The 22,415-nt window shown below is 69.3% G+C and carries 20 protein-coding genes; 15 read left to right on the top strand and 5 right to left on the bottom strand.

The window, feature by feature from the left end:
• Positions 1-37 precede the first annotated feature (37 nt).
• Positions 38-409, bottom strand: a complete 372-nt coding sequence (locus ACIBVQ_RS11610) for an NADH-quinone oxidoreductase subunit A (RefSeq protein WP_386192104.1) — start codon at positions 407-409, stop codon at positions 38-40.
• Positions 410-711: 302 nt separating this feature from the next.
• Between ACIBVQ_RS11610 and ACIBVQ_RS11605 the strand changes: the two genes are divergently transcribed.
• The 11 genes from ACIBVQ_RS11605 (at position 712) to ACIBVQ_RS11555 (ending at position 13,067) form a co-directional block, all read left to right on the top strand.
• On the top strand, positions 712-2,082 hold the full coding sequence (locus ACIBVQ_RS11605; RefSeq protein WP_399177098.1) for a polysaccharide deacetylase family protein: 1,371 nt from the start codon (positions 712-714) through the stop codon (positions 2,080-2,082).
• A gap of 145 nt (positions 2,083-2,227) precedes the next feature.
• Positions 2,228-2,317, top strand: coding sequence for a putative leader peptide (locus tag ACIBVQ_RS11600; RefSeq protein ID WP_352001834.1), 90 nt, complete (start codon positions 2,228-2,230; stop codon positions 2,315-2,317).
• Between the two features lie 208 nt (positions 2,318-2,525).
• On the top strand, positions 2,526-4,379 hold the full coding sequence (locus ACIBVQ_RS11595; RefSeq protein WP_352010829.1) for a 2-oxoacid:acceptor oxidoreductase subunit alpha: 1,854 nt from the start codon (positions 2,526-2,528) through the stop codon (positions 4,377-4,379).
• On the top strand, positions 4,372-5,418 hold the full coding sequence (locus tag ACIBVQ_RS11590; RefSeq protein WP_362912615.1) for a 2-oxoacid:ferredoxin oxidoreductase subunit beta: 1,047 nt from the start codon (positions 4,372-4,374) through the stop codon (positions 5,416-5,418). Before ACIBVQ_RS11595 ends, ACIBVQ_RS11590 begins: the two co-directional genes overlap by 8 nt.
• 283 nt (positions 5,419-5,701) lie before the next feature.
• A complete protein-coding gene (locus ACIBVQ_RS11585) occupies positions 5,702-6,664 on the top strand; it encodes an NAD(P)-dependent oxidoreductase (RefSeq protein ID WP_352010831.1) in 963 nt (320 codons plus the stop codon).
• A 93-nt stretch (positions 6,665-6,757) separates the two neighbouring features.
• Positions 6,758-7,423: a polysaccharide deacetylase family protein gene (locus tag ACIBVQ_RS11580; RefSeq protein ID WP_352010832.1), complete on the top strand. Its 666-nt coding sequence runs from the start codon at positions 6,758-6,760 to the stop codon at positions 7,421-7,423.
• 153 nt (positions 7,424-7,576) lie between these two features.
• On the top strand, positions 7,577-8,500 hold the full coding sequence (locus ACIBVQ_RS11575) for a glycosyltransferase family 2 protein (RefSeq protein ID WP_352010833.1): 924 nt from the start codon (positions 7,577-7,579) through the stop codon (positions 8,498-8,500).
• 35 nt (positions 8,501-8,535) lie between these two features.
• The gene (locus tag ACIBVQ_RS11570) at positions 8,536-9,621 is read left to right on the top strand and encodes a GNAT family N-acetyltransferase (protein ID WP_399177094.1); all 1,086 of its coding nucleotides are present in this window, start codon (positions 8,536-8,538) and stop codon (positions 9,619-9,621) included.
• A 147-nt stretch (positions 9,622-9,768) separates the two neighbouring features.
• Complete coding sequence (locus tag ACIBVQ_RS11565; protein WP_352010835.1) at positions 9,769-11,085, top strand: nucleotide sugar dehydrogenase; 1,317 nt, start codon at positions 9,769-9,771, stop codon at positions 11,083-11,085.
• Entirely contained in the window at positions 11,075-12,253 is a 1,179-nt protein-coding gene (locus ACIBVQ_RS11560) for a glycosyltransferase family 4 protein (RefSeq protein ID WP_399177092.1), read from the top strand. Before ACIBVQ_RS11565 ends, ACIBVQ_RS11560 begins: the two co-directional genes overlap by 11 nt.
• A 34-nt stretch (positions 12,254-12,287) precedes the next feature.
• Positions 12,288-13,067, top strand: coding sequence for a class I SAM-dependent methyltransferase (locus ACIBVQ_RS11555; protein ID WP_399177090.1), 780 nt, complete (start codon positions 12,288-12,290; stop codon positions 13,065-13,067).
• A gap of 34 nt (positions 13,068-13,101) precedes the next feature.
• Here ACIBVQ_RS11555 and ACIBVQ_RS11550 read toward each other — a convergent pair whose 3' ends face one another.
• Entirely contained in the window at positions 13,102-13,962 is an 861-nt protein-coding gene (locus ACIBVQ_RS11550; protein WP_352010838.1) for a glycosyltransferase family 2 protein, read from the bottom strand.
• A 35-nt stretch (positions 13,963-13,997) separates the two neighbouring features.
• On the opposite strand from ACIBVQ_RS11550, the gene ACIBVQ_RS11545 reads away from it, so the two are divergent.
• The 3 genes from ACIBVQ_RS11545 (at position 13,998) to ACIBVQ_RS11535 (ending at position 17,590) form a co-directional block, all read left to right on the top strand.
• Complete coding sequence (locus ACIBVQ_RS11545; protein ID WP_352010839.1) at positions 13,998-14,573, top strand: dTDP-4-dehydrorhamnose 3,5-epimerase family protein; 576 nt, start codon at positions 13,998-14,000, stop codon at positions 14,571-14,573.
• Positions 14,574-14,575: 2 nt separating this feature from the next.
• The gene (locus ACIBVQ_RS11540) at positions 14,576-15,469 is read left to right on the top strand and encodes a hypothetical protein (RefSeq protein ID WP_399177088.1); all 894 of its coding nucleotides are present in this window, start codon (positions 14,576-14,578) and stop codon (positions 15,467-15,469) included.
• 273 nt (positions 15,470-15,742) lie between these two features.
• Positions 15,743-17,590, top strand: coding sequence for a DUF4082 domain-containing protein (locus tag ACIBVQ_RS11535; RefSeq protein ID WP_399177086.1), 1,848 nt, complete (start codon positions 15,743-15,745; stop codon positions 17,588-17,590).
• A gap of 88 nt (positions 17,591-17,678) precedes the next feature.
• Here ACIBVQ_RS11535 and ACIBVQ_RS11530 read toward each other — a convergent pair whose 3' ends face one another.
• From ACIBVQ_RS11530 to ACIBVQ_RS11520, 3 genes are all read right to left on the bottom strand, one after another.
• On the bottom strand, positions 17,679-19,121 hold the full coding sequence (locus ACIBVQ_RS11530) for an O-antigen ligase family protein (protein WP_362912602.1): 1,443 nt from the start codon (positions 19,119-19,121) through the stop codon (positions 17,679-17,681).
• Positions 19,122-19,124: 3 nt separating this feature from the next.
• On the bottom strand, positions 19,125-19,916 hold the full coding sequence (locus ACIBVQ_RS11525; RefSeq protein WP_362780749.1) for a hypothetical protein: 792 nt from the start codon (positions 19,914-19,916) through the stop codon (positions 19,125-19,127).
• A gap of 130 nt (positions 19,917-20,046) precedes the next feature.
• On the bottom strand, positions 20,047-20,979 hold the full coding sequence (locus ACIBVQ_RS11520) for a hypothetical protein (protein ID WP_362912600.1): 933 nt from the start codon (positions 20,977-20,979) through the stop codon (positions 20,047-20,049).
• Positions 20,980-21,202: 223 nt separating this feature from the next.
• On the opposite strand from ACIBVQ_RS11520, the gene ACIBVQ_RS11515 reads away from it, so the two are divergent.
• Positions 21,203-22,396, top strand: coding sequence for an acyltransferase family protein (locus tag ACIBVQ_RS11515; protein ID WP_399177083.1), 1,194 nt, complete (start codon positions 21,203-21,205; stop codon positions 22,394-22,396).
• The last annotated feature ends 19 nt before the right edge of the window (positions 22,397-22,415 follow it).

The following is a 22,415-nucleotide window of genomic DNA, read 5'->3' as shown; positions in this document are numbered from 1 at the left end:
CCATGTTGTTCATTGTCCCCCACCTGCCCGGCGGTTCTCAGGCCCAGGCGAGCACGCGTTTGCGCCAGGCGTACAGCACGCCGAGCGCGACGAAGCCCAGGAAGACGAACATCTCGGCCAGCGCGGCCGTACCGAAGCCGGGGTCGGCGAAAACCGTCGCCCACGGAAAGACGAAGACGGCGTCCACCGCGAAAACGACATAAAGGTAGGTGAAGACGTAGTAGCGCACCTGGGACTGCGCCCAGCCCTCACCGACCGGGTCGACGCCGCACTCGTAGGTCGCCAGTTTGTCCGGGGTGGGACGGCTCGGGCGCAGGAGGCGGTTGACCAGCAGCGCTCCGGACACGATCACGACGCCCAGTACGAGCAGCGCGCCGACCACCGCGTAGGGGCCGTAGTAACCGTGCATGACTCCCCCTCTCCACGGGGTTTCCCGAAGTCTCTCCGCGTACGGCGAGGCCTTCCCCACCAGCTATAGCAGCACCGTCCTCCCCCGTCATGCGGCCCTGCCGTCAATCCCAAACTCTGCACCCTTTAATACCAAGCATCCGTAAATACCACTCTTTTTCAAGTAATGTGCCGTTTATGCCTAAAATCCGGTTTTCCGGAGGGATCGCGCTTATCGCCGTGCTGGCCGCAGGGTGCGGCACCGCGACAGCGACACCCAGGGCGCAGGAGCCGATCCCCTCGGAACCCACACTGATCGATTCCGTGGACCCGGCCGACGTCCCCGGACTCACCATGCACACCGTCACCGAAGGGGAGACCGGGGGCCTGCGCGCCCACGCCGTCTACCCGTCCGTCAGCGACGCGCCACGCCTGACGGAGAGACTGCACCGCACGATCACCGAGCATCTGCGGTCGTTCAACCAGGCCAACAGGGGCGGCGCGGAAACCGGCCGGCCCGGGCCCGAGTTCAATGTGGACTGGCAGCTGCCGACGGTCTCGACCCAGATGATGGGCGTGAACCTCACCATCGGCAGAACCGTCGACTCCCGCTGGTCGGAGGAGCACACCACCGTCTGGTACGACCGGGTGGACAAGCGTGTCCTCGACTCCGCGGACCTGCTGAAGGACAAGGCCGCGCTGGGCGAGCTCGCCAGGCTCACCCGTGACCAGCTGGGCCGGTCGGGATCCGGGATCGACCCCGAGGCGATCACCGCCGACGCGAGGCTGTTCGACTCGCTGGCCTTCAACCGCCGCGGCGACCTCGTGGCCGAGTTCGACGACCAGCAAGTGGGAAGCGCCACCCTCAGCAGGATCGCCGTACCGGCCGCGAAGGTGAAGGGGCTGCTGTCCCCCGCCGGTGAGCGGGCACAGCGCTCCGCGGTCGAGTTCGGCGCCGGGGTCGACCACCGGGCCGAGCGGATGGCCAAGTACAAGGAGTACGCCGCCCTGCCGGTCGCCGAGAGCACCGCCTACGGCAGCGTGGACTGCGCCAAGGTCAAGTGCGTCGCGCTCACCTATGACGACGGTCCCGGCCCGGGCACCGGGAAGCTGCTGGACGCGCTGAACGCCCAGCGCGCCAGGGCGACGTTCTTCGCCGTCGGCACCAACTCCATCGCCCACACCGCGCTGCTGCGGCGGATCATGCGGGAGGGTCACCTCGTCGGCGACCACACCTGGTCGCACCGTGACCTGACCACCCTGGACGACAGCAGGATGGGCGACCAGTTCGGCCGCGCCCAGTGCACGCTGGGACGGGCCATCGGACGCCATCCCGGCCTGGTGCGCCCGCCGTACGGGGCGGTCAACGACCGGGTGCCGCCCGTCGCCAGGCAGTACCGCCTGGCCCTGGTTCGCTGGAACGTCGACGCCAAGGACCTGCAGACCCGGGATCCCAAGGCCGTCGCCGACCGGGTCGTCTCGCAGACGAGGCCCGGATCGATCGTCCTCATGCACGATGTCGGCGGCACCGCCGCGAAGGCGACTCCCGAGATCCTGCGACGACTGCGCGACAAGGGCTACACCTTCGTCACCGTCCCCGAGCTGTACGGCAAGGCCGGCATGAAGCCGGGCGAGGTCTACGACTCGGGTGAGGGACCGCGCGAGATGATCTCGGCCGACGGCTCACAGGGCTGAGGAGCTGGGCGAAGACGCCCTCCGCGGGACGCGAGAACCGGCGTCCCGCGGAGGGCGTCTCCATGTCACCCCATAGCCGCCGGCTATGAGTACATAGCCACCGGCGATGAGGCCGCCTCCCTGGTGGGACATATAGTTAGGCATCGTGACCCTTACCGTCCTGTTCGGCCGCCTGCACGTGGATCTGTGTCGGCTCGCCGCCGGGCTGTGTCGGGCCTGCCGCTCGCGATCATGACCTCCTTCACGGCCGCCGCCAGGCCGCCACGCGCGTCTTCACCGCGCCCGGATTTCGACTCGGCCTCCACCGAGGGATCTGCGACATGCGTCACACTCCTCCGCCGAGTGGAACGCGAAGCCACTACGGGTTATCCCCAGGGATCTAGCATGGAACTGAGAACATGCCACCATCAACGGCGCCTTTTCGCGTCGAGGAGGACTGAGCTGTGACCAAGCAGGTTCAGCAACTCGATCGCGTCATCATCCGCTTCGCCGGTGACTCCGGCGACGGTATGCAGCTGACCGGTGATCGCTTCACATCGGGCACGGCGGAGTTCGGCAACGACCTGTCGACCCTCCCCAACTTCCCGGCGGAGATCCGCGCCCCCGCAGGCACCCTGCCGGGCGTTTCGAGCTTCCAGCTCCACTTCGCCGACCACGACATCCTCACCCCCGGTGACGCGCCGAACGTCCTGGTGGCGATGAACCCCGCCGCGCTGAAGGCCAACCTCGGCGACCTGCCGCGCGGGGCCGACATCATCGCCAACACCGACGAGTTCACCAAGCGCAACCTGCAGAAGGTCGGCTACGACGTCAGCCCCCTTGAGGACGACTCGCTCGCCGAGTGGCGGCTCCATCCGGTGCCGCTGACCTCGCTGACGGTCAAGGCGCTCGAAGGCTTCGACCTGTCCAAGAAGGACGCCGAGCGCTCCAAGAACATGTTCGCCCTCGGCCTGCTGAGCTGGCTCTACCACCGGCCGACCGAGACCACGATCAAGTTCCTTGAGACCAAGTTCGCCAAGCGGCCCGACATCGCCAAGGCCAACATCGCGGCCTTCCAGGCGGGCTGGAACTACGGCGAGACCACCGAGTCCTTCTCGGTCTCCTACGAGGTCAAGCCCGCCCAGCTGCCGCCGGGCGTCTACCGCAACATCTCCGGCAACCAGGCGCTCGCCTACGGCCTGATCGCCGCCTCGGTCCAGTCGAAGCTGCCGCTGTTCCTGGGGTCCTACCCGATCACCCCGGCCAGTGACATCCTGCACGAGCTGTCCAAGCACAAGCGCTTCGGCATCCGCACCTTCCAGGCGGAGGACGAGATCGCCGGTGTCGGCGCGGCGCTCGGGGCCTCGTTCGGCGGCGCCCTCGGCGTCACCACGACCTCCGGGCCGGGTGTCGCGCTCAAGGCCGAGACCGTCGGCCTGGCGGTGACCACCGAACTGCCGCTGATCGTGGTCGACGTGCAGCGGGCCGGGCCGAGCACCGGAATGCCCACCAAGACCGAGCAGACCGACCTGCTGATGGCCATGTACGGCCGCAACGGCGAGTCACCGCTGCCGATCGTGGCGCCCGCGACCCCGTCCGACTGCTTCGACGCCGCGATCGAGGCGGCCCGCCTGGCGGTGAAGTACCGCACGCCGGTCATGCTGCTGTCCGACGGTTACCTGGCCAACGGCTCCGAGCCGTGGCGGGTGCCCGGCAGCGCCGAACTGCCCGACATCTCCACCGAGTTCGCCGACGGCCCCAACGGCGAGGACGGCGTGACGTTCCTGCCGTTCAAGCGCGACCCGGAGACCCTGGCCCGTCCCTGGGCCATCCCGGGCACCGCGGGTCTCGAACACCGCATCGGCGGCATCGAGAAGGCCGACGGCACCGGCAACATCTCCTACGACCCCAACAACCACGACAAGATGGTCCGGCTCCGCCAGGCCAAGATCGACGGGATCGCCCAGGACATCCCGCCGCTCGACGTCGACGACCCCGACGGCGACGCCCGGGTGCTCGTTCTCGGCTGGGGCTCGACCTACGGGCCGATCGCGGCGGCCGTACGGCGGATCAGGAGGGCGGGGGGCAAGGTCGCCCAGGCCCACCTGCGCCACCTCAACCCGCTGCCCGCCAACACCGGCGAGGTGCTGCGCGCCTACGACAAGGTGCTGCTTCCGGAGATCAACCTCGGCCAGCTCGCGCTGCTGCTGCGCGCCCGTTTCCTGGTCGACATCATCAGCTACAACCGCGTGCGCGGGCTTCCGTTCAAGGCCGAGGAGCTGGCCGGCGTGATCCAGGACGTGATCGACAGTGAGTGAGATCCAGAACGGCAGGGGCCTGTCCCTGGTGCCGAAGTCCGACGTCAAGCTGGGGATGAAGGACTTCAAGTCCGACCAGGAGGTCCGCTGGTGCCCGGGGTGCGGTGACTACGCCATCCTGGCCGCGGTCCAGTCCTTCGTTCCCGAGCTGGGCCTCAAGCGCGAGAACATGGTGTTCGTCTCGGGCATCGGCTGCTCGTCCCGGTTCCCGTACTACATGAACACCTACGGGTTCCACTCGATCCACGGGCGGGCCCCGGCGATCGCGACCGGCCTGGCCGCCTCCCGGCCCGACCTGTCGGTCTGGGTGATCACCGGTGACGGCGACGCGCTGTCCATCGGCGGCAACCACCTGATCCACGCGCTGCGCCGCAACGTCAACCTGAACATCCTGCTGTTCAACAACAGGATCTACGGTCTGACCAAGGGCCAGTACTCCCCGACCTCCGAGGTCGGCAAGATCACCAAGTCCACCCCGATGGGCTCGCTGGACAAGCCGTTCAACCCGATCTCGCTGGCTCTGGGCGCCGAGGCCTCCTTCGTGGCCAGGACCATCGACTCCGACAGGAAGCACCTGCACTCGGTGCTGCGCCAGGCCGCCGAGCACAAGGGCACCTCGCTGGTCGAGATCTACCAGAACTGCAACATCTTCAACGACGGGGCCTTCGACCAGCTCAAGGACCCCGACCAGCGTGACTCCATCACGCTGCGCCTTGAGCACGGCCAGCCGATCGTCTCGGCGACCAAGGCCGTACGGCGCAGGCCGGACGGCGGCATCGAGGTCGTCCCGCGCTCCGAGGCGAGCGAGGAGGAGATCCTCGTCCACGACGTCAGCCGGCCTGACCCGACGCTGGCCTTCGCCCTGTCCCGGCTGGACGAGCCCGCCTTCGAGCACGTCCCGATCGGCGTCTTCCGCAGCGTTGACCGTCCCTCCTACGACGAGCTGATGGCCGGCCAGCTGGCCGAGGCGACCGGCAAGGGCGGCCCCGGTGACCTGGACGACCTGTTGCTCGCGGGAGACACCTGGCGCATCGGCTGACCACGACGACCGACCCCGACTCCCGGGATCTCCCGGACGGGGCCGTACCGGAAAGCCCGGAAAGCATGGCAACGGGGTCGCTCACCCGAGCGGCCCCGTTTGCTTTTCCGGAAATCCAGGTTAGTTTCAGGTGAAGTTGATATCTTCCACATTCGCCTGTCAGGCGAGGTATGGGGACAAAGACCCACACACAACGTGTCACCGTGTTTCGGGAGACATACCCTATGTGGCAGGGTCTGACGGAAAGCATCCGACGAACTCGTCCCATGCGAGGAGAACGCCAATGCTCACGGTTCCGTTAGCCGGAGATCGCCTCACCTCCGGGCAGGAGGATTTCAGCCGGTACAGCGGATCACGCGTCCTGGTCACGGGTGCGAGCGGCTTCATCGGGACCCATCTGGTGCGGCGCCTGGGCGAGCTGGGCGCGCGGGTGCACGCCGTGAGCCGTACCCCGAGGCAGGACTCCGACGACCCGGCGACCTGGCACGTCGCCGACGTCGGGGACGCCGAGACGATCGGCGCCCTCATCGCCTCCCTGCGCCCCTCCGTCGTCTTCCACCTGGCCAGCGAGGTCACGGGCACCCGGGATCCCGGCGTCGTGCGCGCGATGCTGGACAGCAACCTGGCCAGCGTGGTCAACCTGCTGACGGCGGTCGCCGAGCACCACCCGGAGACCCGGACGGTGCTGGCCGGGTCGCTTGAGGAGCTCAGGCCGGAGGAGGGCGGCAAGGCACCCTCCTCCCCCTACGCGGTCGCCAAGTGGGCGGCCAACGGCTACGCGCGGATGTTCCACCAACTGTGGGACGTGCACGCGACCACCCTGCGCGTCGGGATGGTCTACGGCCCCGGGGACATGAACCACCACAGGCTTGTGCCGTACGTCACCCTCTCGCTGCTGCGGGGCGAGGAGCCGGCCATCGGCAGCGGGACGCGCCTGATCGACTGGGTCTACGTGGACGACGTCGTCGACGCCTTCCTGGCGGCGGGCAGGAGTCCGGGCTCCGCGGGCCTGAGCCTGGACGTGGGGACCGGGACGGCCACCTCCATCCGTGACACCGTCGAGGCGCTGGTGCGGATCACCGACAGCCCGCTGCGTCCCCGGTACGGCGCGCTCCCCGGCCGCCCGCTGGACGGCGCCAGGATCGCCGACATCGTCCCGACGACCGAGGTGCTCGGCTGGCGCCCCACCGTCGGCCTTGAGGAGGGACTGGAGCTGACCGTGGAGTGGTACGCGAAGCATCTGTAACGGTCCAACCAAAAACACGATATCCACCAAGACACCGGACATAAGTCAGCACCCTTCTACGATCAGGGTGCCGAATCAGAAACGAGGAAGTCGGTGCATTCGGTCGTCAATCTCACGGTGCACGGCATCGGTCCGACCGACCGTGAGCTCGACCCCGGCGAGGACCAGACCTGGGTCAGCGTCGAGCAGTTCGAACAGGTGCTCGACGCCGTGGTCGGCCGGGAGGACGTCCGCATCACCTTCGACGACGGCAACGCCTCGGATCTGGAGATCGGCCTGCCCCGCCTGCTCGAACGCGGCCTCACCGCGGAGTTCTTCGTGCTGGCGGGGCTGCTCGGCGAGCCGGGAAGGCTCGACGAGGCCGGGGTGCTGGAACTGCAGGCCGCGGGCATGCGGATCGGTTCGCACGGCTGGGGGCACCGCGACTGGCGCAAGCTCGACGCCGAGCAGGCCGTCCAGGAGATCACCGAGGCCAACCGGTTCCTCGGCACGCTCACCGGACGGCCGGTCTCGCGGGTCGCGATCCCCTTCGGCTCCTACGACAGGCGCGTGCTCAGCAGGCTGCGGCAGGCGAACGTGACGCGCGCCTACACCAGCGACGGAGGCCGCGCCAGGCCCGCCTCCTGGCTCCAGGCCCGCAACAGCCTGCGCCACGACATCGACGCGACATGGGCTCCTCGTGTCCTGGACGGGACCCCCCCTTTGCCTGTTCGTGCGCGCCGCATAGCCTCTCGGACATACAAACGCGTTCGCGGCTGAACACGTCTGTAAAGGTCGTCTACTGACGATCTGAACGTGAGTGCGAAAAGGGGAATCCGGCTGCCAAAGTAGGCGCCGGGCCAGGTGCCGGACAGGCGGGAGCGTGATTTGGAACGTAGTAACGGCGTCACGCCGGTCGACGATGACCCGTGTATGACGCCTGGTCCCCCCCGGATCGCCATAGTGATCGTCACCTACAACAGCGCCCAGGTGATCGAAGGCTGTCTGCGGTCCCTCGGTGAGGGCGCGCGCGGCGTCAACCTCGTACACGTGATCGTGGCCGACAACAACTCCAAGGACGACTGCCTCAAGGTCGTCGGCGAGGTCACCGACCTTCCCGTCCAGGTCGTCCAGGTCGGAAGGAACGCCGGATACGCCGCGGCGATCAACGCGGGCGTCGAGGTCCTGGACGTCGCCACCCTCGACGCCGTCCTGGTGCTCAACCCCGACTGCAGGCTGCGCCCCGGCTCCCTGCTGCCGCTCGCGGAGTCGCTGCGGCGGCCGGGGCGCGGCATCGCCGCCCCGCTCCTGGTCAACCCGGACGGCAGCCTGCAGCCCTCGCTGCGCCGGATGCCCGCCGTCGGCAGGGCCGTGGTCGAGGCGGTGATCGGAGGCAACCTCGCGGGCCGGATCGGCACGCTGGGCGAGATGGTCACCCACCCGCGCGAGTACGCCAAGGCGGGCGAGGTGGCCTGGGCGACCGGTGCCGCCATGCTCATCTCGACCGACGTCATCAAGGAGATCGGCGCCTGGGACGAGTCGTTCCTGCTCTACAGCGAGGAGACCGAGTTCTCGCTGCGCGCCCGCGACCACGGCTGGATCACCTGGTACGAGCCCGCCTCGGTCGTCGAGCACATCGGCGGCGACTCCGCGATCAACCCGATGCTCGCCTCCCTGCTCATCGTGAACAAGGTGAAGCTCTTCCGCAGACGCAGGAGCACCCCCGCCTTCCTCGCCTACTACCTGGCGGTCGTCCTCGGCGAGGCGCTTCGCGCGCTCATGGGACGCCGCATCTCCAAGGCCTCGGTGGTTGCGCTCCTGCGCCCCTCACGCCGCGTCCACAAGCTCGCGGACTGACCCCGCCGCCTTCGAGAAGAGAGACCACGATGAGCATGCCCGCGAGCACGGAGCCCGCGCGGGTGCACGCCGTACGGACGGTCCGCCTCGACGCGCTCACCGCGCAGGAGCTGGAGACCTGGCACCGGCTGCGGGAGACCAACCCCGCCCTGGACAGTCCCTACTTCCACCCCGGCTTCGCGCAGGCCGTACACGCCAGCGGGCGGCAGGTGACGGTCGCCGTCGGCAGGGACGGGACGGGCGCGGTCAGGGCGCTGCTGCCCCACCACCGTGAGCGGTCGCTGATCAGGCCCGCGGGCTGGCCCGCCGCCGACTTCCAGGGACCCGTGCTCGCCCCCGGCACCGGCTTCCCGCCGCTCGGGCTGCTCACCGACGGGGTACGCGGCTTCGCCTTCGACCACCTCGTCGAGGACTGCGCGGACTTCGAGCCGTGGATCGAGTCCCGCAGGCCCTCCCCGTTCCTGGACGTCTCCGGCGGCCTCGACGGCTATCTGGGACGCGCCTCGCGCAGCGGCAAGGACAACATGGGCCAGGCCCGCCGCCGCGCCGCCAAGGCCGAGCGGACCCACGGCCCGGTGCGCTTCGTCGCCGACAGCACCGACCAGGACGTCCTGGAGCGGGTGATCGAGCTCAAACGCGCGCAGTACGCCGCGACCGGCGCCAAGGACTACTTCGCCGCGCCCGACCGGCACGAGCTGATGAGCGGGCTGCTGCGCACCCGGGGTACCTCCTTCGCGGGCGTGCTGTCCACGCTGCACGCGGGCCCGCACCTGCTCGCGGCGCACTTCGGCATCCGCTCGGGCTCGGTGCTGCACTGGTGGTTCCCTGTCTACGACCCCGACTTCGGCAACCTCGCCCCCGGCTGGATGCTGCTGCGTGAGCTCGCGATCGCCGCCCCGGCGATGGGAATCACGCGTATCGACCTCGGGCGAGGCGACGATGAGTACAAAAGGCGTGCCAAAACCGGCGAAACGCTGGTATGCCAAGGAATGGTGACACGTAGCTCGGCCCGGCAGACACTGCGGCGGGCGCGCGACTCCGTGGTCGAGACGGCGAAGTCGTCCGCTCTCGGCCCCGGCCTGCGAAAGATCGTCCACGGCCTCCGGAACCTGAACCGCTAGCCGCGCCGGGACCCTGACGATGAACCACCACACAGAACGCAACGACCACAAGGAATCATCCGGCCGTCGGGTGAGTCGGGCGAGGCTTGGCAAGACGCCCCCTGCCTCGCGCCCGGCCGCACATGACGCGATGGAGGCAGCGCACAAATGAGAATCAGCGTGTTCGGGCTCGGCTATGTGGGCTGCGTGTCCGCGGCCTGCCTCGCGGCCAGCGGGCACGAGGTGGTCGGCGTCGACGTCAACCCCGTGAAGGTCGACCTCATCTCCCGGGGCAACGCCCCGGTGGTCGAGGAGCGGATCGGCGAGCTGACCGCGGAGGTCGTGGCCAGTGGCGCGCTGCGGGCGACCACCGACGTGGCGGAGGCCGTCGGCGCAACCGACATCTCCCTGATCTGCGTCGGCACCCCCTCGGCCCAGAACGGCAGCCTGTCGACCGTCTACCTGGAGCGGGTCTCCGAGGAGATCGGCCAGGCCCTGACCGCCAAGAACGGGCGGCACACGATCGTCTTCCGCAGCACCATGCTGCCCGGCACCTGCACCGACCTGCTCATCCCGATCCTGGAGAAGGCCTCGGGCTACCGGGCGGGCGTCGACTTCGGCGTCGCGGTCAACCCGGAGTTCCTGCGTGAGGGCACGAGCGTGCGCGACTTCTTCGAGCCGCCGAAGACCGTCATCGGCGAGTTCGACGCCGCCAGCGGTGACGCGGTCGCCGCGCTGTACGAGGGGCTTCCCGGCGAGGTCTTCCGGGTGCCCGTCGCGGTGGCCGAGATGACCAAGTACGCCGACAACGCCTTCCACGGTCTGAAGATCAGCTTCGCCAACGAGATCGGGGCGATCTGCCAGGCGCTGGGCCTCGACTCGCACCGGGTCATGGACGTCTTCCTCGCCGACCGCAAGCTCAACGTCAGCACGGCCTACCTGCGCCCCGGCTTCGCCTTCGGCGGCTCCTGCCTGCCCAAGGACCTGCGCGGCCTGGTCTACGCGGCCAGGCGGGCCGACGTCTCGGTGCCGCTGCTGTCGCACGTGCTGCCCTCCAACGAGGACCACCTCAGGCGCGCCTTCGACCTGGTGACCGCCGCGGGCAGCCGCAAGGTCGGGCTGTTCGGGCTGTCCTTCAAGCCCGGTACGGACGACCTGCGGGAGAGCCCGCTGGTCGAGCTGGCCGAACGGCTCCTCGGCAAGGGCTACGACCTGCGCATCTACGACGCCAACGTCACCCTGTCGCGGCTCATGGGCGCCAACAGGGAGTACATCGACGGCAGGCTCCCGCACCTGGGCGACCTGCTGACCAACTCCGTCGAGGAGGTGCTCGCGCACGCCGACGTCTGCGTCGTCGGCTGCAAGGACCCCGCGGTGCTGAGCGCGCTCGACAACGCGGGAGACCGCACGATCATCGACCTCGTCCGCCTTCCCGACGCGGAGACGCGCCGGGCGCACCCTGGATACGTTGGCCTTGGCTGGTAAAGCACTCATCCTCGTCGAGAACCTCTCCGTCCCGTTCGACAGGCGGGTGTGGCAGGAGAGCACCACGCTGCGCGACGCCGGGTGGGACGTGCACGTCATCTGCCCGCAGGGCACCAAACGCGACACCGAACCGTACGCCGAGATCGACGGGGTGAAGATCCATCGCTACCCGCTGAAGGCGGCGACCGGCGGCCCCCTCGGCTACGTCCAGGAGTACGGCTCGGCGCTGTGGCACACCTTCCGGCTGGCCAGGCGGGTCGGCCGGGTGGACGTGGTGCACGCCTGCAACCCGCCCGACCTGCTCTACCTCGTCGCCAAGCGGCTCAAGCGGCAGGGCGCGCGGTTCGTCTTCGACCAGCACGACCTGGTGCCCGAGCTGTACCTGTCCCGCTTCGACCGGGGTGAGGACTTCCTCTACCGGGCGGTGTGCAGGCTCGAACGGCTCACCTACCGGACCGCCGACGTGGTGATCGCCACCAACGAGAGCTACCGCGACGTGGCGGTCAGCCGGGGCGGCAAGCGGCCGGAGAAGGTGTTCGTGGTGCGCAGCGCGCCCGCGGTCGAGCGCTTCCGCCAGGTCCCCGTCGAGGAGGGCCTCAGGAAGGGCAAGCCGTACATGCTGTGCTACCTGGGGGTCATGGGGCCGCAGGACGGCGTCGACTACGCGCTGCGGGCGCTGGCCAAGCTCCGCGACGAGGTCGGCCGTAAGGACTGGCACGCGGTCTTCCTCGGCGGCGGCGACACCTTCGACGAGATGGTCGCGCTCTCCCACCGGCTCGGTCTGTCCGACCAGGTGGAGTTCACCGGGCGGATCTCCGACGAGGACCTGCTGCGCTACCTGTCGGCGGCGGACGTGTGCCTGGCCCCCGACCCGCTCAACCCGCTCAACGACGTGTCCACCATGAACAAGATCATGGAGTACATGGCGATGTCCCGCCCGATCGTCTCCTTCGACCTGAAGGAGGCCAGGGTCTCCGCCGGGGAGGCCGCGCTCTACGCCCCGGCCAACGACGAGTCGGAGTTCGCCAAGCTCGTCGCGCACCTGCTCGACAACCCCGCCGAGCGCAGGCGGATGGGCGAGATCGGCAGGGCCCGTGTCGCGGGCCCGCTGTCCTGGGAGCAGTCCTCCAAGGCGCTCCTGGCCGCCTACGAGGCCGCCGTCTCCTGACGCCGGGAAAGACAACGAGAGAGGAGCGCCCCCGATGAGCGGGCTTCTGCTGAGCGTCACCACCGGTGAACTGGTCTCCTTCGTGGAGGCCGCCACCGAGGCCACCGTCGAGGCCACGGCCGGGGCCGGCGCCCTCCTCGGCGGGGTCGCCGGTGGGTTCAGGCGCCACTACCGGTCGCTGCGCAGCGGCGCCGTACGGCTGCTGTTCGAGCGCCGGTACGGCGTGCGGACCTCCGACGTCGTGAGCCTGGAGAAGTTCGGGCTCGCGCACGAGGAACGGGTCTACTACTCGGCCGCGAACTGGCAGACCCTGCGCCGCACGCTCCCCCGCGACGCCGTCGGCCCGGACGACGTGTTCGTCGACCTCGGCTCCGGCATGGGACGCATGGTGCTTGAGGCGGCCTGGCGCTACCCCTTCAGGAAGGTGATCGGGGTCGAGCTGTCCGCCGAGCTGAGCGAGATCGCCAGGCAGAACGTCGCGGGCACCCGGCTGCGCCTGCGCTGCGCGGACGTCGAGCTGGTCAACTCCGACGTGCTCGACTACGAGATCCCCCGGGACGTCACGGTCGTCTTCCTCAACAACCCCTTCAGGGGCGAGACCTTCGCGACCGTGATGCGCAGGCTGATCGCCAGCGTGGACGACAACCCGCGCGAGGTCACGGTGATCTACTTCAACCCCACGGAGGACGAGTTCCTGATGAGCACCGGGCGCTTCCGGCACCTCAGGACCGTCAACCGGGGACGCCGGGACAAGCAGGAAGGGCCTTTCGGCACGATCAGGATATACACCATCACCGAGCGTGCCGGTGCCTGACAGGCCGCGCCGTACGGCGGGGCGGCCCGTCCGGCTACCCCGCCTCGGAGCGGCTGCCGGTGTCGGTGCCCCACTGCACCTGGCCGCCCCGCGAGGTGCGCGCCCTGGTCATGGCACGGTCCATCACCAGGACCGCGAGGTAGCAGCCCGCGTCGAGCGGGCTCACCTTCCCCCCGGTCAGCAACGCCCCCAGGGAGCCCAGGCGCAGGCGCCCCTCGGGGGCGGAGCGGCCGAGTGCGGCGAGCTGGCGGTTGCCCAGGCGTACCCGCACCCGCCGCTTCAGGTGCGCGGACACGGTCCTGGCCGGGCGCACGAGCGACCTGGCCTGCGGCACGACGACCCGCTCGTGGACCGCGAAGCTGCCGTGTGCCCAGCCGTCGTCGGACAGCACGTCCGGGATGGGGAAGACCTTGGCGTGTCCCTCCTCGGTGAGCACGTAGACGCCGACCCCGGCCAGCGCCCTGAACGGGGCCACCAGCTCGTTGTGAACCTTGTGCATGCGCCTGGCCACCCAGCTCACCCCCGTCATGTCCCACACCGGGACGGGGGCGCAGGCCAGCACGCCGGGACGGTCGAGGGCGGCGACGAGCGCGCGCACGGAGCCGGAGTCGAGTTCCACGTCGGCGTCCAGGTAGATCCTGGGGAAGGTCGCGCAGAGCTCGTCTCCGAGGCGCAGCGCGTTGGCCTTGCCGGGGACCGGGGTCTCGACGACACGCACGCCGGGCCGTACGGCCACCTCGGCGGTGCGGTCGGAGCAGGCGTTGGCCACCACGATCACGTCGAACTCGCCGGGTTCGGTGCCCGCGAGCAGCCGGTCGAGGTTGCCCGCGAGGACGGCCTCCTCGTTGTGGGCCGGGACCACGATGCTCACGATCGGCCTGGTGACGTCGTTCACCGGCCCGCCTTCCGCCTCTCGAAGGGATTCACAGCATGAGAGTAGAACGAACCGCCATCGACGGGGTGTTGTTGTTCATTCCGACGCCACACCGTGACGACCGGGGGCTGTTCACCAGGACGTTCGACAACGCCGTGGCCGAGAAGGCCGGGCTCGACCCTGCCCGCTTCGTGCAGGACAGCCAGTCCCGCTCACGGCAGGGGACGATCCGCGGGATGCACGGCCGTTCCGGGCGGGGAGAGGCGAAGCTGGTGCGCTGCGCCCGCGGCGCCGTACAGGACGTGCTGGTCGACGCCCGGCCCGGTTCGCCGACCTTCGGCGAGCAGGTCTCGGTGCTGCTCGACGACGAGACGTTCGTCACCCTGTACGTGCCGCCGGGCATGCTGCACGGTTTCCAGGCGCTGACCGAGCAGACGGACGTCTGCTACCGCATCGACAGGGAGCACGACCCCGCCGAGGACCTCTCCGTCCGCTACGACGACCCCGACCTGGGCATTCGCTGGCCGCTTCCGGTCTCGTCGATCAGCGGGAGAGACCTTTCCGCCGGTTCGTGGGCACAATTGCAGAGGCGGCTCATCGGCCCTGACGTTGCCCCTACCGCGACGGAGTGAAGATGCGACGGCTCATCCCGCTCGGTGTCCTGTCGGCGGCCGCGCTGGCCCTGGTGACGGCGTGCAGCACGTCGGGGGACACCCCGGGAGCCGCCTCGCCGACTCCCAGCGACCTCTCCCGCCCCGTGGCCCGCTGCCCCGGCCATCCCACCCCCGCCTGCACCGGTGTGCCGCCGGGCACCAAGCTGGAGAAGCTGACGCTGACCGAGCCCGGCGCCTACCGCGTCACCGAACCCGGGAGCGTGCTCGACGGCGTGCACATCACCGCCGACCTGCTGGTGGCCGCCAACAACGTGACGATCAGGAACAGCCGGATCGACGGGCTGGTCATCAACGCGATCGGCCCGAAGACCTTCAGATACACCATCGTCGACTCGACCGTCGGCCCGGAGACCGGCTGCCAGTCGCTGCCCGGCGTCGGCCAGGACAAGTACACCGCCCTGCGGCTGCACGTCCGCAACCACGGCGACGGCTTCCGGGTCGGAGGCGACGACGTCGTCATCCGCGACTCCTTCGTACGGCTCTGCTCCAACCCCGACGACCACTCCGACGGCATCCAGACCTACGGCGGAGGCAAGGGCCTGGTCTTCAGCCACAACACCGTCGACCAGCGGGGCGTCAAGGACATCACGGCGCCGATCTTCCTGACCGACCCGAAGATCGTCGACGCGGTGGTCACCGACAACCTCGTGATGGGCGGCACCTACAGCATCCAGCTGCGTAACGGACGGGGCAGGCTCGTGATGCGGGGCAACAAACTCGTCGACGGGTCATGGGTCTACGGGCCGGTCGACTCCGAGTGCGAGAAAATCGACTGGGCGGACAACACGCTGGTCACGATCGACTCCGAGTACCGCGTCACCTCGACCGTCGGCCCGCTGAAGTGCGTGGGGTGACCGTTTTCGATCTTCATTTTCGGTCCCTGCCGTATACACGAAAAATTTGATCTTCGCATCGCCATCAGACCGATATGTCATAACACTTACGGATAATCATCTGAAAATGATGCGTATCTCTGGCCTCTGTCGTAACAATGTCCTCTGCACGAGGACCAAGCAGACATGTCGTCGAGCCGACCTCAGGTCGGTGCGGAGGTCAGAGAGATGGCCAGTACACACCCCCCTCGCCGGGGTGGGGAACCCCAGCACGGCTTATCCCCTCGCAAACGGATGCGTCCCGGCCTGGTGGCGGCCCTGGTCGTCGCCCTGGTGGGGGTGACCGTTCCGGTCGCCTGGGTCGTCACCCACAACGACGAGGTCACCGTCACGCCCGCGGCTGCGGCCGGGCCCGCCGCCTCCGAGGAGCCGGAACAGCCTCAGGAGACCAGTCTCTGGTCGTCGGAGGAGACGGTGAAGGCGCCCACGCACACCGACCGCTCCCCTGTCGAGCTCGGCACCCGCTTCACCGCCGCCAAGAGCGGCTCGGTGACCGGCGTCCGCTTCTACAAGGCCTCCGGCGAGAAGGGACGGCACACCGGCAGCCTCTGGGACTCCCGGGGCCGCCGCCTCGCCCAGGTCACCTTCCCCAAGGAGACCGCCTCAGGCTGGCAGGAGGCTCGGTTCGCCTCCCCCGTGCAGTTGCGGGCCGGCCAGGTCTACACCGTCTCGTACCACAGCACCAACGGCACCTACGTCGGCTCCCAGGCGACGGGACCGGCCACTTCCGGCCCGCTCAGCACGACGTCGCGCAACGCCGGGGTGTTCGGGTACGGCACCAGCGCCTTCCCCAAGCGGTCCAACCCCAAGGGCTACAACTACTGGGTCGACGTCGTCTTCCGCTGGCACGAGCGGCACCGCAGGCCGACCACCCCCAAGCCCACCTCCACCCGCTGGCCGTCCGCCTCCCCCACGTGGACGCACTGGCCGACCGGCAGTCCCACGGACCTGCCGACGGGCCTGCCCACGGATCTCCCGACGGACCTTCCGACGGGCCTGCCCACGCACAAGCCGACGCCGACCGTGACCTTCACCCGGACGCCCACGCACCGGCCGACCCCGACGCCCACGTGGACCCGCTGGCCGACCTCGGAACCCACCGACGAGCCCACCGAAGAGCCCACCTCGACGCCCACCCGGAGCAACACCCCCACCCCGACCAGGACCAGGACGGCTGAGCCGACCCCGACCAAGTCCCCCACCGGGACCCCGGAACCGACGCGCTCCCCGAAGCCGACGGACTCCCCCGAACCGACGCACTCCCCCGAACCGACGCACTCCCCCGAGCCGACCAGGCCCCAGGAGCCGGGCGACCGTAGCTGCGACGGCCACCCCACCCCCGACTGCACCGGTGTCCCGCCCGGCACGAGGCTGACGACCAAGAGCCTGAACGACGGGCACAGCTACCGGGTCACCACGGCGGGGGCCGTGCTCGACAGCGTGCGCATCCCCGGCGACCTGGTGATCACCGCCAACAACGTGACGGTCAGGAACAGCCAGATCGACGGGAGGGTCATCAACGAGTACGGCCCGAACACCTACAGCTTCAAGATCTTCGACTCGACCGTCGGTCTTGAGAACAAGTGCCAGAGCCTGCCCGGCGTCGGGGAGAGCAAGTTCGCCGCCGAGCGGGTGCTCGTCAGGAACCACGGCGACGGCTTCCGGGTCGGGGGCGACAGCGTCAGCATCCGCGACTCCTTCATCGACCTGTGCTCCAACCCCGACGACCACTCCGACGGCATCCAGACCTACGGCGGAGGCAAGGGCCTGGTCTTCGACCACAACACCATCGACCAGCGGGGCGTCAAGGACATCACGGCGCCGATCTTCCTGACCGACCCGAAGATCGTCGACGCGGTGGTCACCGACAACCTCGTCATGGGCGGCACCTACAGCATCCAGCTGAAGAACGGGCGCGGCACGCTGATCGTGCAGGGCAACCAGATCGTCGACGACAGCTGGCAGTACGGCCCGGTCGAGGCCGACTGCGACAGGATCAGGTGGAAGGACAACTCGGTCGTGACGATCGACAGGAACTACAACGTCACCTCCATCGTCAGACCGCTGCAGTGCGAGGGCTGACACTCCTTCATCCGGCGTGAGAACGGGGCGGGCGCGCACGCGTCCGCCCCGTCGTCGTGTCAGACCTCCGGGCGCCCTCTCCCGGGGCTCAGCCCTGCGCCGCCGAGCGCCCCGACCGGCCGAACAGGCGCCGCATCCCCAGCTGCGCGGCCTCCCGCCAGGTGAGGCGGTGCGTGCGGGGCCGTGGTACGGCGGTGCTCACCGTGGCGCGCAGCAACGCGCCCGTCGCGCCGATCAGCACGAAGGACAGGCCGGTCACCGTGGCGAAGGACATCAGGTCGAAGGTCGCGGCCCCGATCAGCGGGACCACCAGGCAGGAGGCCAGGGTCAGCGCGAGGTCCCTGACCGCGGGGTCGGTGCTGAGGTGGCGGGCCCTGAGCGCCGAGTAGATGCCGCACACGAACATCGCCACGACCGCCCCGATGCCGAGCAGTCCCGTCTCGACCGCGGACAACAGGTACTGGTTGTCGAAGACCTGGTGCTTGGGGGCGTACCAGGTGCCCATCCCCCGGCCCAGCCACAGGTGCTTGGCCAGCTCGTAGGCGGCCACGTCGTAGTCGTGCGTGCGGTACTGGATGCTGTCGTCGCTGCCCGCGTTGGCGAACAGGTTGTAGAAGGTGTTGATGAGGCCAGGGACCGCGATCCGCATGCCGACCAGGAACACCAGCGCGACCAGCACCGCCTGGACACGCCGCCTGGCGGGCCAGCCGAGGAACAGCACGAAGGCGACGCCCGCCAGGCTCAGCACCGCCGAACGGGAGACCGAGAACATCAGGCCGAGCGCGATCAGGCCCGCGCACGCCCACCAGCGCAGGGCGGGCTGGGCGAGCTGACGGGCCTTGAAGCCGTAGTGAGCGGCCAGCGGCAGCACCATCGCGCAGATGACGCCGAACTCGATGGGGTGGCCGGTGGTCGCGGCCACCCGGCGGAACTCGGACCTGGCGATGATGGAGGCGTCCTCCGAGGTGTACCGCAGGCCGGGCAGCGCGAGATAGCGGGTGAGGTCGAACTCGATCAGGAACTGCAGGGCGCCGACCAGCGCGACGGCGGCACCGGTCACCACGACGGTCTTCAGCACGAAGTCCAGGCGGTCGGCGCCCCGGACCCCGTCGCACACCATCAGCCCGATCCCGGCGTTGGCCACCAGCAGGATCAGCGCGTGGTCGGCGAGGTTGAGCTCGTCGGAGGGCAGGTAGCCGTACGTGGAGTAGCCGAACGTGGCGATCATCGCGGTCAGGAAGACGAACAGCGCGGTGCGCACGGGGGTTCGTCCCTTGGCCATCCCCAGCGTGGTGGTGAAGTGCGCGAACATCCAGCAGAAGACGGCCAGCAGGGCCATGAAGTTGGCCGGGGTGAGCGAGAGCGGGATGCCGCGGAACACCAGGCGGGCCGGGATGATCGTCAGGGAGACGACGAAGAAGCTGACGAGGGTCGCGCCGTCGGCGTGCCTGGGCAGCGGCGGGGCGAGGTCACGGGAGACGGCTCGCGCGCTTGCGGTGGAGCCTCTGGTGGAGGTCGAGGAGGACGCCACGGGTCACGGCCTCGTGACCGGGGAGCCCGCGGGCAGACGGCCGTTGAGCCGGCCCGCCACCGGCTCCGCGGGAGGCGTCGCCTTCCTGGAGGTCCCCGGCGGGGTGCCCGGGTCTCCTCCGGCCTTCGCCTCCGCCTCCTCACGGCGCCGCCTGCGGTTGGTGACGAAGCTCTCGACGGTGAACGCCATGAACAGGCTCGCGATCACCCCGACGCCCGCCGCCGCGGCGACGGCGCGCATCTTGCGTCCGCGCTGGGCCAGCGGCTCGGTCGGCGGCACGGCCTCGTAGGCGCTGATGTAGGTCGCCTTCGGCGCCTTCACCGCCTCCTGGCGGTTGATCAGCTCAAGCTTCGTCTTGGCGATGACCCTGACCACGATGTCCTTGGCGGCCTGCGGCGTCGAGCTCTCCCCTTCGATGAACACGTACGGCCCGGTGGCCAGCGACTCGATGTTGCTGCTGCCGTTGTTGACCTTGAAGGCCGTGTCGCCGCCCTCGACCGCGCCAAGCTGGGTCGCCATGTCGGGGGTGCCCATCGCGGCGATGAGGATGGAGGCCGAGATGCTCAGTCCCCGGTCGAAGTTCAGCATCGGGTTGGTCAGGCCGTTGGGCATGCGGGGGTTGGTCGGCAGGCTGCCGCCGGTGGTCGGCGTGGTCAGGATGAGGACGGCTGAGGAGGTGTAGGTCGTGGGAACGGTCGAGTAGATCCCCGCCGCCGCGACCAGCGAGAGGACGAAGGTCGGCAGGACCACGTACCAGCGCCGGAACAGAACAAGGACTGTTCCCCAGAAGTCCACGCGCGCCTCCCCGAACCGGATCGCGGCCGCCGTGACCGTGATCCGTCAATGTCATCGCCCGCACCGGCGGGCCGTTACTGTCCCGGCCTGCCGTACGGCGGGGCCCCATGGCCCCGGGCTTCCGGAGATGTCATTTCCGCTCGTCCCGCCAGCCGACCCGGGTGAAGACAACCGTGTCCGAAGCCTGGTCGTGCTGGTCCTCGTCGTCGACCACGACCACCAGGCCTGCGGACTCGTCTTGGAACGGTCCTTCAGCGGAGTCGGAGACGACGGGTGCGTGCGGCACCATCACGGGCGGTTCGGCGACCGGGGTCCTGCTCTCACGGCCCGCTCCCGCGGCCTCCCAGGCCTGCTCCTCCTGGGCCTCGCGCTCGTCGCGCGCGGCACCCGCGGAGTCCTGCGGAGGACGCCTGCGGCCTCCCCTGATCTGGGTCACGCCGTACACGATGCTCAGGCCGCCGAGGAGCACGAGGAACATCGTCGCGCCCGCGGCGGTGAGCTTGCCGGAGATCTTCGCCGTCGGGACGGAGGAGGGCACGACGTCGACGACCGTGATGAAGGTAGAACGCGGGGCCTTGAGCGCCTGCTGACGGTCGGCGAGTTCCTTGCGGATGCGCTGCTTGGCGCGCAGCACGACGTCCTGGGCCGCGGCGGCCGACCTGCTCTGCACCTCGACGTAGACGAACGGGCCGTTGGTGCTGATGCCCAGCAGGTCGGGGTTGGTCCGCCCGTCGTTGATCACGATCTGGGTGGGGCCGTTCGGGACGACGCCGAGTTCGGCCGCGACCTCGGGGGTGTTCATGGACAGGATGAGAATGCCCGAGGTGACGCGCAGGCCGTCACTGAACTGCAGGAGCGGGTTGGTCAGGCCCAACGGCTTGGTCGGGTCGGCTGAGAGCGTTCCACCGGTGGCCGGGGTCGTCAGGACCATCGACGCCGTGGACACGTAATAGGTCGGCAGCAGGAAGAAAACCAGGCTCGCGGAGATGATGGACAGGACCGCCAGGGGCGGGCCGATGGCCTTACGTCTGGCGAGACCGAAAATGGTCTTCCAGAAGTCCATATGCCTCCGCCCCTCATTCACACCGGGGCACAGCGAACCCCCGAGACAACACAGTTACCCATCGCCGAGTGCGCTCTTCCTGTTACATGATCGAAAGGAGGCCGAGCCTTCGGCGCCCTCTGGGGATGTTACGTCTGGGGACCATACAGCGATAGACCCGTTGATAGGCCAAGATAGGGTAGAAATCAGGAGCCCGTGAGGGCCCGAGACGGGAGTTGATCGGATGGGGTCGTCCCACCAGGACGCCCAGGAAAGCCGGCCAGAGACTCCCGCCGAGACGCTCGCGGGTCGCGGCAGGCTCGCGGGACTGGACGGTATCCGAGGCGTGGCCGCCCTGTTCGTCATGCTCCACCACTGCTGGCTGATGGCCTTCCCGGGATTCCCGGCAAGCGCCGGGCCGGTTTGGCTTGGTTTTCTCCTTTACGGACACTTTGCCGTAGTGGTGTTCATTGTACTGTCCGGTTTCTCTCTCGCGGTCTCCCCCGCCCGGTCCGGATGGCGGCTGGGCAGCCTGCGGAGATTCGCCCGGCGACGTGCCTGGCGCATTCTGCCGCCTTACTGGGCGGCCCTGGTCTTCAGTCTGGTGATCGCCTGGACACTGGCCGCCCAGCCGGGTGAAGGAGCGCCGACCGCCAAGTCCGTCCTTGTTTACGGTCTCCTGCTGCAGGACATTTTCGGCGCGCCGAGCCCCAACGGAGCCTTCTGGTCCATCGCCGTCGAGGCCCAGCTCTACCTCCTCTTCCCGGTGATGCTGATCCTGCTGCGCAGGGCGGGCGCGGTCGTGATGCTCGCCGCCGTCACCGCCGTCGTCGCGGTGATCGGGCTGCTGGCGCCGAGCGTGCACGTGGTGAGCATGCTGCTGCGGCTGACCCCCCAGTTCGCGGTGCTGTTCGCGATCGGCGTCGTGGCCGCGGGCGTCCTGGCCGCGGGTGAGCGGGTACGGCGGCTGCCCTGGCAGTGGCTGGCCCTGGCGGCCGCGCTGCCGGTGCTCGCGGTGATCCTCGCGCGCGGCTCGGTGTGGACGGTCGGGAACTTCTTCTGGATGGACATCGCACTCGGCCCGGCCGTCGGCCTGACACTGGCCGCGATCGCCACCGGCCGGGCGAAACTCCTGATCAGGCTGCTCGACCTGCGGCCGATCCGGAGCCTCGGCTCCTTCTCCTACACGCTCTACCTGATCCACGCGCCCATCGTCGTGACGGTCTTCCTGCTGGTCGTCGCCCCGAACGTGCCCACGGGGCTGCCCGCCTTCCTGGTGGGCACGGCGCTGGTCGTACCGCTGTCGCTGGTCACGGCCTGGCTGTTCGCGGCGGTCTTCGAGCTGCCGTTCCAGCGTCACCGGAGCTGGCCCGCGCTCCGTACGGCGATGCGGGCCAGGATGTCGCGGACGCGCGCGGAGGTACGCCCCGCGCCCTGACGGCGGGGGCGTACGGTCG

Source organism: Streptosporangium sp. NPDC049376, assembly GCF_044466505.1.
Classification (GTDB): domain Bacteria; phylum Actinomycetota; class Actinomycetes; order Streptosporangiales; family Streptosporangiaceae; genus Streptosporangium.
This window is presented reverse-complemented; position numbering and strand designations above follow the sequence as displayed.

Excerpts from the sequence above, each read along its gene's own strand:
- ACIBVQ_RS11565 (WP_352010835.1), top strand. The coding sequence starts at position 9,769 with ATGAGAATCAGCGTGTTCGGGCTCGGCTATGTGGGCTGCGTGTCCGCG.
- ACIBVQ_RS11575 (WP_352010833.1), top strand. The coding sequence starts at position 7,577 with ATGACGCCTGGTCCCCCCCGGATCGCCATAGTGATCGTCACCTACAAC.
- ACIBVQ_RS11555 (WP_399177090.1), top strand. The coding sequence starts at position 12,288 with ATGAGCGGGCTTCTGCTGAGCGTCACCACCGGTGAACTGGTCTCCTTC.
- ACIBVQ_RS11515 (WP_399177083.1), top strand. The coding sequence starts at position 21,203 with ATGGGGTCGTCCCACCAGGACGCCCAGGAAAGCCGGCCAGAGACTCCC.
- ACIBVQ_RS11610 (WP_386192104.1), bottom strand. The coding sequence starts at position 409 with ATGCACGGTTACTACGGCCCCTACGCGGTGGTCGGCGCGCTGCTCGTA.
- ACIBVQ_RS11570 (WP_399177094.1), top strand. The coding sequence starts at position 8,536 with ATGCCCGCGAGCACGGAGCCCGCGCGGGTGCACGCCGTACGGACGGTC.
- ACIBVQ_RS11540 (WP_399177088.1), top strand. The coding sequence starts at position 14,576 with ATGCGACGGCTCATCCCGCTCGGTGTCCTGTCGGCGGCCGCGCTGGCC.
- ACIBVQ_RS11520 (WP_362912600.1), bottom strand. The coding sequence starts at position 20,979 with ATGGACTTCTGGAAGACCATTTTCGGTCTCGCCAGACGTAAGGCCATC.
- ACIBVQ_RS11585 (WP_352010831.1), top strand. The coding sequence starts at position 5,702 with ATGCTCACGGTTCCGTTAGCCGGAGATCGCCTCACCTCCGGGCAGGAG.
- ACIBVQ_RS11545 (WP_352010839.1), top strand. The coding sequence starts at position 13,998 with ATGAGAGTAGAACGAACCGCCATCGACGGGGTGTTGTTGTTCATTCCG.
- ACIBVQ_RS11535 (WP_399177086.1), top strand. The coding sequence starts at position 15,743 with ATGCGTCCCGGCCTGGTGGCGGCCCTGGTCGTCGCCCTGGTGGGGGTG.